Raw genomic sequence first — 11,385 nt, forward strand, 5'->3', positions numbered from 1 at the left:
CGAAGGCGGAGTGTCATTCACCACCCATGTTGAATGTCAGTCTGCCTTCGCGAGCAAGCCCGCTCCCACAGGGGTTCGGCGGTGTATTTGAGTTGTTTATAGAATCAGGAGGACCCCGTCCCATGGCCGCATTTTCCCATTCCGTCGGCGCCCAGACCTATCGCTTCGACAGCCTCAAGGACGTCATGGCCAAGGCCAGTCCGGCGCGTTCCGGGGACTTTCTGGCCGGCGTCGCCGCCCTCAACGATGGCGAGCGGGTGGCCGCGCAAATGGCCCTCGCCAACATCCCGCTCAGCCACTTCCTGCAAGAAGTACTCATTCCGTACGAGGCCGATGAAGTCACCCGACTGATCATCGACACTCACGACAAACAAGCCTTCGCCGCTGTCAGCCACCTCACCGTCGGCGGCTTTCGCGACTGGCTGCTCAGCGATGCCGCCGACGAACAGAGCCTGCGCGCCCTCGCGCCAGGCCTGACCCCGGAAATGGCCGCCGCCGTGTCGAAGATCATGCGCGTGCAGGATCTGGTGCTGGTCGCGCAGAAAATCCGCGTGGTCACCCGGTTCCGCGGCACGATGGGCCTGCGCGGTCGGCTATCCACCCGCCTGCAACCCAACCATCCCACCGACGAACCCGCCGGTATCGCCGCGAGCATTCTCGACGGCCTGCTGTACGGTAACGGGGACGCGATGATCGGCATCAACCCGGCCACCGATAGCATCGCCTCCATCTGCGCCATGCTGGAAATGCTCGACGCGATCATCCAGCGCTACGAAATTCCTACACAAGCCTGCGTGCTGACCCACGTCACCACGTCCATTGAGGCCATAAATCGCGGTGTTCCGCTGGACCTGGTGTTCCAGTCGATCGCCGGCACCGAAGCGGCCAACGCCAGTTTCGGGATCAACCTGAACGTGCTGCAGGAAGGTTACGACGCCGGTTTGAGCCTGAATCGCGGCACGCTGGGGAAGAACCTGATGTATTTCGAGACCGGCCAAGGCAGCGCCCTGTCAGCCAATGCCCACCACGGCATCGATCAACAGACCTGCGAAACCCGCGCCTACGCCGTTGCGCGACATTTCAAACCGTTCCTGGTGAACACCGTCGTAGGATTCATCGGCCCCGAATACCTCTACAACGGTAAACAGATCATCCGCGCCGGTCTCGAAGACCACTTCTGCGGCAAGCTCCTGGGCGTGCCCATGGGCTGCGACATCTGTTACACCAACCACGCCGAAGCCGACCAGGACGACATGGACACCCTGCTGACCCTGTTGGGCGTGGCCGGGATCAACTTCATCATGGGCATCCCCGGCTCCGACGACATCATGCTCAACTACCAGACCACGTCGTTCCACGACGCGCTTTACGCCCGCCAGACGCTGGGCCTGAAACCTGCGCCGGAATTCGAACAATGGCTGGCGAGAATGGGCATTTTCACCCAGGCAGACGGCAAGATTCACTTCGGCGACAGCCTGCCGCCGGCCTTCCGCCAAGCAATGGGGCAATTGGGATGAGTGTTGAAATGGACAAACCACCTGCTGATCCAGAAAACCCGTTACTGGAACTGCGCCGCCTGACACCGGCGCGGATTGCCCTTGGTCGTACAGGCACCAGCATGCCGACCAGCGCGCAGCTGGATTTCCAGTACGCCCACGCTCAGGCACGGGATGCGGTGCACTTGCCGTTCGACTCTGCGGGGCTCAGCGCACAACTGGCTGAGCGCGGGCGTGCCAGTTTGCGGCTACACAGCGCCGCTACCGACCGGAACAGTTATTTACAACGCCCCGATCTGGGGCGAAAGCTCAGTGATGAGTCGGCTCAGACACTGCGCGATTACGCATTGGCCAATCCCGACGGTGTCGATCTGGTCATTGTCGTTGCCGATGGTTTGTCGGCGCTGGCCGTTCATCGCCATACCCTGCCGTTTCTGGCGCGGATGGAAGATCAGATTGTGAATGACGGCTGGTCCGTCTCACCGGTCATTCTGGTGGAACAGGGCCGAGTCGCCGTAGCCGACGAGATCGGCGAACTGCTGGGTGCGAAAATGGTGGTGATTCTGATCGGCGAACGCCCTGGCCTCAGTTCCCCGGACAGCCTGGGGCTGTATTTCACCTACAATCCAAAGGTCGGGCTGACGGATGCCTATCGCAACTGCATCTCCAACGTCCGACTCGAAGGCCTGAGTTACGGCATGGCGGCACACCGTTTGCTGTATTTGATGCGCGAGGCCTGTCGGCGGCAGTTGTCAGGGGTCAATCTGAAGGACGAAGCCCAGGTTCTGACACTGGAGTCGGACGCCGGAGCGGACAAGAAAGGTAATTTCCTACTGAGCCCGTCGGATGCCTGAACCGTTTCCGCATTGCGTTTCAGATTCAGTTTCAGGCAGGATCGATGCACGGCCGCCAGGGTTTCCCGTCGCCGTCACCACGTAAGACAGCCACTTGAAGACGAGACCTACCATGCGGATTATTCAAGCGACCCTCGAACACCTGGACCTGTTGACGCCGTTATTCGTCAAATATCGCGAGTTTTATGGCTCCCTGGCTTATCCGGACTCGTCCCGGGCGTTCCTTGAAAAGCGCCTGCGTCGCAAGGAGTCGGTGATCTACCTGGCCCTGGCCGATGACGACAGCAACAAACTGATGGGTTTCTGTCAGTTGTATCCGAGCTTTTCATCCCTTTCGCTGAAGCGCGTGTGGATCCTCAACGACATCTACGTCGCCGAAGAGGCTCGCCGCCAGTTGGTGGCCGACAACCTCATCCGCACCGCGAAAAAAATGGCCAAGGAAACCAACGCTGTACGCATGCGCGTTTCCACCAGCAGCAATAACGAAGTCGCGCGCAAAACCTACGAATCCATCGGATTCAAGGAAGACACCGAGTTCAAGAACTACGTGTTGCCGATCAGCGACGAGCTGTAAGCCGAAAAGATCGCAGCCCTTATGGGTAAGGCCCTGTGGCTGCGATCGTCTTATCACTGCGCTCGGAAATTCCCCGCTACAAACTCAACGCGCTTTTCACTTCTCAAATCGTATAATGCCGACCTTTCCGGCTCGTAAGAAAAACTACACCCGTCTGTAGGCTTTCGCGAAGTCATCCGCACAGGCCTGCAGAGTCGGGCCGTCACCACAGGTGCTCTCCATGGATTTCAACCCGCTCGACATTATCCTGCATCTCGATGTGTACCTCGATTTGCTGGTAAACAACTACGGGACATGGATTTACGCCATTTTATTCCTGGTGATCTTCTGCGAAACCGGTCTGGTGGTGATGCCGTTCCTGCCGGGCGATTCCCTGCTGTTCATCGCTGGCGCAGTAGCCGCCGGCGGCGGCATGGACCCGGTGCTGCTGGGTGGCCTGCTGATGCTGGCGGCAATCCTTGGCGACAGCACCAACTACCTGATAGGACGAACGGCCGGCGAGCGTTTATTCAGGAACCCGAACTCGAAAATCTTCCGCCGCGACTACCTGCAACAAACCCACGACTTCTACGACAAGCACGGCGGTAAAACGGTGACGTTGGCGCGCTTCATGCCGATCATTCGCACCTTTGCACCGTTTGTCGCCGGCGTGGGCAAAATGCCTTACCCGCGTTTCTTCGCTTTCAGTGTTTTGGGCACGATCCTCTGGGTGGGCGGTCTGGTGACCCTCGGTTACTTCTTCGGCAACGTACCGTTCATCAAAAAGAACCTGTCGCTGCTGGTCGTGGGCATCATCCTGGTGTCGCTGCTACCGATGATCATCGGCATGATCCGCAGTCGCCTTGCTAACGCCGCATCCAAAACTCAATCGCACTGATTCACCATGTGGTCCCTTAGCGCCTGGCGTCGCCGGCGCATCCTGGCCAAGCATCCGGTTGCCGACGACATGTGGCAGCGGGTGCGCCATCACCTGAGTTTTCTCGATGGCATCAGCGCCGCCGAAGACCAGTGGCTGCGCGAAGCCAGCGTGCTGTTCCTCCAGGACAAACACCTGACCACCCTGCCCGGCGTCGAGCTCCACCAGGAGCAACGCCTGCTGCTCGCCGCTCAGGCGCAATTGCCGCTGCTACACCTGGGCGATCTGAACTGGTATCAGGGCTTCCACGAAATCGTGCTCTATCCCGACGACTTCCTCAGCCCCCAGCGCCATCGCGATGCCAGCGGCGTCGAACACGAATGGGACGGCGAACACAGCGGTGAAGCCTGGCAGCAAGGCCCAATCATCCTCGCCTGGCCCGGCGTGATGGCCAGCGGTGGCTGGGAAGGCTACAACCTGGTGATCCACGAACTCGCGCATAAACTCGACATGCTCAACGGCGACGCCAACGGCCTGCCGCCGCTGCACACCGACATGCGGGTCAGCGATTGGGCCAAGGTCATGCAAGAGGCCTACGACGATCTAGATCGGCAACTGGAGCGCAATCCCGACGCTGACACCGCTATCGACCCGTACGCGGCGGAAAACCCCGCCGAGTTTTTCGCGGTCACCAGCGAATACTTCTTCAGTGCCCCGGATTTGCTGCACGAGGCGTATCCTCAGGTCTATAAGCAGCTGAAGCTGTTTTATCGTCAGGACCCTCTGGCCCGGCTGCGGCAACTTCTGACCGAAGACCCGGTCTATCAGGCACGCGACTAGTGTCCTGTCTCACCGATACGTTGCTCTTTTGACGAGTGGCCGTTGTGGCCAGGCAAGGCGCCGCGACGAGTCATAGCTGGCTATGGCGAGGATCGGCAACGCAGCATGACCACAACGGACGCCGTCAAAAAGCGACAGTATCGGTGAGACAGGACACCCGGGTCTCTACGACCTCTGGTACATAGCATCGGCGGCGGAATATGCCTATAATCGCCGCCACTTTTTGGTCAATCCGGCCAAGTGTTTTTGGTCAACTAACGGGGGCACCGCCCAATGAGCTACAGCAAGATTCCGGCTGGCAAAGACCTGCCGAACGACATCTACGTCGCGATCGAGATTCCGGCCAACCACGCGCCGATCAAATACGAAATCGACAAAGACAGTGATTGCCTGTTCGTTGACCGTTTCATGGCCACCCCGATGTTCTACCCGGCCAACTACGGCTTCATCCCGAACACCCTGGCTGACGACGGTGACCCCCTCGACGTGCTGGTCGTGACCCCTTACCCGGTTGCTCCAGGTTCGGTTATCCGCGCTCGCCCAATCGGCATCCTGCACATGACCGACGATGGCGGCGGCGATGCCAAAGTCATCGCAGTCCCACACGACAAGCTGTCCCAGCTGTACGTCGACGTGAAAGAATGCAGCGACCTGCCACCGCTGCTGATTCAGCAGATCGAGCACTTCTTCGCGAACTACAAAGACCTCGAAAAAGGCAAATGGGTGAAGATCGAAGGTTGGGGCGACTCAGAAGCCGCTCGCACCGAGATCATGAAGTCGGTTGCTGCCTATAAAGGCTGATAACCGTCTCTCACGAACGGCTATAACGAAGAACCCCGGCTGATCCGGGGTTTTTTGTGGGCGTTTGAAAATCATGTTCAACAGCACATTTAACGGGCGGGCAAACCGGTTTTTTCTTGTTTAATTTTTACAAAAGACGTCTTACATCAGGACTTAAATTTCACGCCACATTTGAACGTTTTGTTGAATCAAAGCCTTATGCCGCACGGCTAGACTCGTGTTTATGAAAAAGAACAAAACCTGCGGCCCACGATTCAGAATGCTCCTGAAAGAGCTACAAATCACGACAACGAGATTTGCCGAATTCCTGGGCATTTCCGACCCTCAAACTGTCCATAACTGGTATACCCGCGGCGTTCCCGACTACCGCATGGAAGATGTCGCCAGAAGACTGTCCGTGAACACTGAATGGCTGAAAACCGGCGAAGGACCGCAAGACGCCAGGGCATTGCACCTGATCGACGCATCAGGCAATACCTTCGACGCACAGTCAATCCGGGGCACCTATCGGGTCATCGACCCAGTCGACATCGAACTACCCTTTTACAAAGAAGCGGCCACCGCCCCCGGCTCCGACAAAACCCATGTCATCAAAGACCCCAGCGAATCGATCCGCTTCCCGCGCAGCGATCTTGATTCCCTGGAAATCAACCACGCCGATGCCATCTGCGCCCGCATGGTCGGCAACAGCATGGCCGAAAGAATTGAAGATGGCTCCATCGTCGCCATCGACCGCGGGCTCACGCAAATTGTCGACGGAGAGATTTACGCAATCGAGCACGACGGCATGCTGCGCATCAAATACCTGAGCCGGGTACCAGGCAACGCGATACGCATGCGCAGCCACAACAGCTCCGATTACCCGGATGAAGTCTTCAGACCTCCGCAAATCGAAGAACAACAAATAAGGGTGCTGGGATGGGTGTTCTGGTGGTCGACCCTGAATAAACGCAGGCCACCGATACCTTTTCTGTAAACACATAGCGCTGTAGCACCTGGCGAAGCTGTGGCGAGGGGATTTATCCCCGTTGGGCTGCGAAGCGGCCCCTGTTTTTCCAGCCACACCGTGTCCAATGAATTACGACGGCTTCGCCGCCGAACGGGGCGGTGCGACGTTTCACTAAATCCCCTCGCCACAGCTTCGCCAGCTGCTACACGTAACCGCAATAGCTCTAGGTCGCACACCACGCTGGGAATTCCCATCAAAAATCAGTATGCTGCGCCCCACATTTGCGCATCGACCCACCCCATGGCGTCAGATCGCACCGACAAGGCAGATGACTTTCTCGCCAAGTCCCACAGCCGGACGCAAGATCCGGGTGTACGTTTTGAAGGCTGGCGCGGTTTACCAAAAATGAACCAAGCCAGTCCCCGAGAAGCCGGCCACAAGCCGGCTTTTTAATGCCTGCGAAAAAGTGAGCCTCAACGATTAGCGAGCTAGATCGACATCCCGCGCTGATCCAGCTCGTCAGCCGTTGGCAAATCAGACTGAAGCAGGTTGTTCTCATGCATGAATCCAGCTGAAGCACATTTCCATTTAGTACCTGATGGTACCTGCGCTGCCTAATCGGCAAGACCTGTTAAATTCGCTCAGTCGATTTTGCTCTTGAGTTCGCCGGTGACTACCGTGTGTTGCTCCACAGCTCACGCGCCCGCTGAGCAGGCGCTAAAAAGTGAGGGAGGATGATAGCGCTTGGGTAAAGCTTTCTATGCCAGACGGCGGAATTTATTGCGCAGGGATGTTCTGTAGGACGAAAGCCTTTCTATACACAGTGGCTTACGTTTTATCAGCGCCAACGCCTCCCTCGCGCGGGATACCTGAATGGACGTTAACTTATACTCGCCCGCCAATCAGCACAAAACCGTAGCCATCACAGGGAAGCGTCCATGTCCGTTCCAACTTACGATCAGTTCATCGAGCCCATCCTGCGGTTTCTCGCCACAAAACCCGATGGGGCACCCGCTCGGGATGCCTATGAAGCTGCAGCAAAAATGTTGCAACTGACTTTAGAGCAGCGTGAAGAACTGATCACCAGTGGGCAGACGACCTATAAAAACAGAGCGGGCTGGGCACACGATCGGCTGAAGCGTGCCGGCCTTTCCAGCAGTGCCAAACGCGGGTATTGGAAATTGACTGATGCCGGTATGGCCTATGCCAAGGAACATCCAGCCCCCATGTCGGCCGGCGCGGTGGAACATTTAGCCATTGGCTATATGAATGTGAAGCTGAAGGTTGCACCGGACGCGGCACCGCTTGATGACGAAACACCTGTTGAACCTGACGCCACCTCCGCGACCGCCAGCCCAGATGATCGGCTTGAACAAGCCCTCCAGGAATTGCGTGATGCCACAGCGGCCGATCTATTGGATAACTTGTTACAGGTCAGCCCCAACCGCTTCGAAGTGATCGTACTGGATGTGCTTCATCGCCTGGGATACGGTGCTAGCCGCAATGACCTGCAGCGTGTCGGTGGGTCTGGGGATGCCGGTATTGATGGAATCATTTCGCTCGATAAACTGGGGCTCGAGAAGGTTTATGTCCAAGCCAAGCGTTGGCAGAACACAGTGGGGCGTCCTGAGTTGCAGGCATTCTACGGGGCACTCGCCGGGCAAAAGGCTAAGCGCGGGGTGTTCATCACAACCTCTGGTTTCACGGCACACGCTGTCGACTTTGCTAAATCGGTGGATGGGATTGTGTTGGTTGATGGCACGCGACTGGTGCATCTGATGATGGATCATGAGGTGGGGGTTACGTCGCGATTGTTGCGGCTGCCGGCGTTGGATCGTGATTATTTTGATGAGGAGTGAATAGCACCTATTGCCGACATGGCCCATTTTTCCGTGGGATGGTCTTTCCAATGATCAGATTTACCCAAGGCAACCTTCTGGAAGCCAAAACCGAAGCCCTCGTAAATACGGTGAACACCGTGGGCGTGATGGGCAAAGGTATCGCGTTGATGTTCAAAGAGCGCTTCGCGGAGAATTACCGTCTTTATTCGGCTGCCTGCAAGGCCGGCGAGGTAGAAACCGGCAAGGTTCACGTAACGGCAGTCAACGAGCTCGACGGTCCTCGCTGGATCGTAAACTTTCCTACCAAACGTCACTGGCGATCACCGTCGCAGATGGCGTGGATTACCGAAGGCTTGCACGATCTGCGTCGCTTCCTGATTGAAAACGATGTGAAGTCCGTGGCGGTTCCACCTCTAGGTGCCGGTAACGGTGGTTTGAAATGGCCTGAGGTTCGCGAACAAATTGTTGATGTCTTGAGTGATCTGGATGTCGATGTGTTGGTATTTGAGCCTTCCAATCAGTATCTGAACGTCGCCAAACGTAGCGGCGTGGAAAAGCTCACGCCTGCTCGCGCACTCATTGCCGAACTGGTTCGACGATATTGGGTCTTGGGTATGGAATGCAGCCTGCTTGAGATTCAGAAACTGGCCTGGTTCCTGGAGCGTGCCATTGAGAAGCTACCAGACACTGAAAACCCACTGAATCTTAAGTTTGTTGCTCATAAATATGGGCCATATGCCAATCGGCTGGAGCATCTGCTCAATAACCTGGATGGCAGCTATTTGCATTGTGACAAGCGCATCAGTGATGCGGGTATCAGCGATGTGATCTGGTTTGACCAAGAGCGCAAAGCCTTTTTGCAAACCTATCTAAAAACAGAGGCCAAGGAGTATTCCGAAGCCTTGGAGCGCACTGCTGAGTTAATCGACGGCTTTGAGTCGCCCTTCGGCATGGAATTGCTGGCGACGGTCGATTGGCTACTGAGTCAGGAGGGGGTATCTCCGACCGTTCCTGCTGTGCGTGAAGCGTTGAAGCATTGGGATGGCGGAGCTGGTGCTGCCGCTCGCAAGAGCAGACTGTTCGAAGATTCGGCGCTTGATATCGCTCTCAAACGCCTGACATCCAGTAGTTTTAGGCCTGAAATGGCTGCCTGATAACCTCACTACCGTCGATGATTGTCCAACAACCGTTGGACAGTTAGGGAACGGCTTGTAGCACCTCAGCGAGCAAAGGTCTGTCTGGATCATCTCGACTGTTCAGCTGCCAAATTAGACGACGCCTGAACACTCCGAAATTGGTCAGCAGCCTGCTGACTAATTCTGTCTGATCGCTTTCAAGCAATTGGGCTGCAAGCTGCTGCCCAATTCAATTGTGCAAGAGCTACTTGCACAATCACCCCTCACGGATAACTAAACCCCTTAACCAACGTCAACTCCCCCACCGCCCGCATCGGCACCAGGAACGTCTCCATCTTCTCGTTCGGCGTCCCCTCCTCCGTAATCACCGTCACCTGTGCCGTCGTCAGCGGCTGAACCGCCTCCTCCTGCCCCTCATCATCACTGCGATACCCGCCCCCAAAGTAGTTCACATAGACGAGGTATTGGCCTTTGATCGGCGCCGGCATGGCGAAGATTTCCGGGCCATAGCCCGTCGTCACGTCCACATCGAGCGCAGCACCGTTAGGCGCAACGCGGTCGCCGTACCAGATGTGGGCGCCGTCGGGGGTGATGAGGTGCAAGTCGAGGTCGGTGCCGTCACTGTCCCAAGCCAGTAGCACCCGCAACTTCGCCGGAGTGGCCCCGCCGCTGGCGTTGAGGAATTGCGTGCGATGCCGTTGCTGGCCATCGGGGCTGCGGACTTCGACGCTGTTGCTGCCATTGGGGAATGAGAACGGGCGATCAAAGCGTCCGGCAGGATCGATCTTCAGTGGCATGCTGACGCCGTTGACGATCAACCGGCCCGGCTCACCGGACTTGGGCGTCGCGTTGATTTGCCCGGTGATGCGCGCAGTATTGGCCTGCCCCACCGGGGTGTTCACCGAGGAGGCCGGGTAGTTGACGATCTGGCGAAAGTTTTCGCCTTCGCCTTCAGACGCGCCAGTGCGCCAGCCGCCAACGGGGGTGTCGAGTTTGGCGGTGCTTTCGATGGCGAATGCCGTCGGCCATACGCAAAAGGAGCAGAGGAACAGGAGGACCTGTGGATAACGGAGTTTCATGGCCTATTCCAGCAAGAGGTGGCGGGCGAGCCCTTCGATGTAGGTTTCATCCTGGCCGTTGGGGTGTGCTTCGAAGGCCAGGTGCAGGTATTCGTGGGTCAGGTCGAGGCGGTCTTGCAGCGACAACACGCCGCGCACATAAATGCGCTGACGTTCGCGGTCGACATAGGGGCGGCCGAAGGCCAGGCGGCAGACGGCGAAGGTGCTGACTTCGTTGTAGCCAACCTCGTTTTCCAATCGCGGACGCCAGCCGCGGCGTTGGCTCTGCAGCCAGTCTTGCGCGGCGGGGAGCGCTTCGCAGGAAGCGACTGGATTGTCCCAGCGGCTGAGGCTGGCGCGGGGGTAGGCGTGGAGCAGGATGGCGTCGTAGCGTTGGCCGGCGTTGGCTTGTTCGACGGCTTGCTGCCAGGAGAGTTTGTCCGGGCCGGGCTGGTCGGAGTGGTAGGTGACGGTGCTGCCGGCGAGGACCAGGTCGCTGGTCCAGGCGGCGATGTCGCGTGACTCGGCGGTGGCTGGACGTGGGGCGACGCGTTGCCGGCTGCTGCTGTCGTCGATGCTCAGGCAGTCGCCGTGGCGGGTGGCGTTTTGCAGCAGGTACGTGCGGATGGCGATGGCCAAAGCTTTGGCGGCTTCGGCGGGTTCGGGTCTGGCTTCGCGCTGGAGGACGCGGGCGACGTATTCTTCGCGGTCCAGACGGGCGATCAGTTGGTCTTTCAGCAAAAACAGTTCGCCGTCGCTGTGGATATCGAGTTGGTTGCCGTTGGTGAATTCGACGCGGTAATCGCCCAGCAAGGGCCCGGACTCAACCGCACGATCCCCCGTCAGAACGCGCCCGATGGGATAGCGTGAAAACAGCCCCACCTCGACACACCGTCCCGCATCCGAAGGCCAATCCACCGGCAACACCGAAGCCAACGCCCCACCGTAGTGACGCAAGACCATTTGACTGGTCCCACGCC

At 57.9% G+C, this 11,385-nt stretch carries 11 protein-coding genes; 9 read left to right on the forward strand and 2 right to left on the reverse strand.

The genetic code is table 11. The features are described 5' to 3' along the window. Positions 1 to 122: 122 nt before the first annotated feature. The 9 genes from KGB03_RS01280 to KGB03_RS01320 all read left to right on the forward strand — a co-directional run bounded on the left by KGB03_RS01280 (position 123) and on the right by KGB03_RS01320 (position 9,365). Positions 123 to 1,517: an ethanolamine ammonia-lyase subunit EutB gene (locus tag KGB03_RS01280; protein WP_223525978.1), complete on the forward strand. Its 1,395-nt coding sequence runs from the start codon at positions 123 to 125 to the stop codon at positions 1,515 to 1,517. Between the two features lie 8 nt (positions 1,518 to 1,525). Next, positions 1,526 to 2,350, forward strand: coding sequence for an ethanolamine ammonia-lyase subunit EutC (eutC, locus tag KGB03_RS01285; protein WP_223525980.1), 825 nt, complete (start codon positions 1,526 to 1,528; stop codon positions 2,348 to 2,350). Positions 2,351 to 2,462: 112 nt separating this feature from the next. Next, on the forward strand, positions 2,463 to 2,924 hold the full coding sequence (locus KGB03_RS01290; protein WP_008153569.1) for a GNAT family N-acetyltransferase: 462 nt from the start codon (positions 2,463 to 2,465) through the stop codon (positions 2,922 to 2,924). Positions 2,925 to 3,144: 220 nt separating this feature from the next. Beyond that, positions 3,145 to 3,801, forward strand: a complete 657-nt coding sequence (locus KGB03_RS01295) for a DedA family protein (RefSeq protein ID WP_218537571.1) — start codon at positions 3,145 to 3,147, stop codon at positions 3,799 to 3,801. A gap of 6 nt (positions 3,802 to 3,807) precedes the next feature. Then, entirely contained in the window at positions 3,808 to 4,620 is an 813-nt protein-coding gene (locus KGB03_RS01300) for a zinc-dependent peptidase (RefSeq protein ID WP_223525982.1), read from the forward strand. 273 nt (positions 4,621 to 4,893) lie between these two features. Further along, positions 4,894 to 5,421 (forward strand): inorganic diphosphatase, encoded by a 528-nt coding sequence (gene ppa / locus KGB03_RS01305; RefSeq protein WP_008153565.1) that lies wholly within the window; start codon positions 4,894 to 4,896, stop codon positions 5,419 to 5,421. Between the two features lie 223 nt (positions 5,422 to 5,644). Then, a complete protein-coding gene (locus KGB03_RS01310) occupies positions 5,645 to 6,397 on the forward strand; it encodes a S24 family peptidase (RefSeq protein WP_218537573.1) in 753 nt (250 codons plus the stop codon). A 911-nt stretch (positions 6,398 to 7,308) separates the two neighbouring features. After that, entirely contained in the window at positions 7,309 to 8,229 is a 921-nt protein-coding gene (locus KGB03_RS01315) for a restriction endonuclease (RefSeq protein ID WP_218537574.1), read from the forward strand. Positions 8,230 to 8,279: 50 nt separating this feature from the next. After that, positions 8,280 to 9,365 carry a macro domain-containing protein gene (locus tag KGB03_RS01320; RefSeq protein WP_223525984.1) on the forward strand — a complete coding sequence of 362 codons (1,086 nt, stop codon included), beginning with the start codon at positions 8,280 to 8,282 and terminating at the stop codon, positions 9,363 to 9,365. Between the two features lie 245 nt (positions 9,366 to 9,610). Here the strand turns inward: KGB03_RS01320 and KGB03_RS01325 are convergent, their stop codons facing one another. Beyond that, positions 9,611 to 10,426 carry a YfaP family protein gene (locus KGB03_RS01325; protein ID WP_223525986.1) on the reverse strand — a complete coding sequence of 272 codons (816 nt, stop codon included), beginning with the start codon at positions 10,424 to 10,426 and terminating at the stop codon, positions 9,611 to 9,613. A 3-nt stretch (positions 10,427 to 10,429) separates the two neighbouring features. Then, positions 10,430 to 11,385: DUF2300 domain-containing protein (locus KGB03_RS01330; protein WP_223525989.1), on the reverse strand; the 956-nt coding region annotated here is incomplete at its 5' end.

This window comes from Pseudomonas sp. BF-B-26, from assembly GCF_019956495.1.
GTDB lineage: Bacteria > Pseudomonadota > Gammaproteobacteria > Pseudomonadales > Pseudomonadaceae > Aquipseudomonas.

Coding starts and splice junctions, on each gene's coding strand:
- KGB03_RS01280 (WP_223525978.1), top strand. CDS start 123: ATGGCCGCATTTTCCCATTCCGTCGGCGCCCAGACCTATCGCTTCGAC.
- eutC (WP_223525980.1), top strand. CDS start 1,526: ATGGACAAACCACCTGCTGATCCAGAAAACCCGTTACTGGAACTGCGC.
- KGB03_RS01290 (WP_008153569.1), top strand. CDS start 2,463: ATGCGGATTATTCAAGCGACCCTCGAACACCTGGACCTGTTGACGCCG.
- KGB03_RS01295 (WP_218537571.1), top strand. CDS start 3,145: ATGGATTTCAACCCGCTCGACATTATCCTGCATCTCGATGTGTACCTC.
- KGB03_RS01300 (WP_223525982.1), top strand. CDS start 3,808: ATGTGGTCCCTTAGCGCCTGGCGTCGCCGGCGCATCCTGGCCAAGCAT.
- ppa (WP_008153565.1), top strand. CDS start 4,894: ATGAGCTACAGCAAGATTCCGGCTGGCAAAGACCTGCCGAACGACATC.
- KGB03_RS01310 (WP_218537573.1), top strand. CDS start 5,645: ATGAAAAAGAACAAAACCTGCGGCCCACGATTCAGAATGCTCCTGAAA.
- KGB03_RS01315 (WP_218537574.1), top strand. CDS start 7,309: ATGTCCGTTCCAACTTACGATCAGTTCATCGAGCCCATCCTGCGGTTT.
- KGB03_RS01320 (WP_223525984.1), top strand. CDS start 8,280: ATGATCAGATTTACCCAAGGCAACCTTCTGGAAGCCAAAACCGAAGCC.
- KGB03_RS01325 (WP_223525986.1), bottom strand. CDS start 10,426: ATGAAACTCCGTTATCCACAGGTCCTCCTGTTCCTCTGCTCCTTTTGC.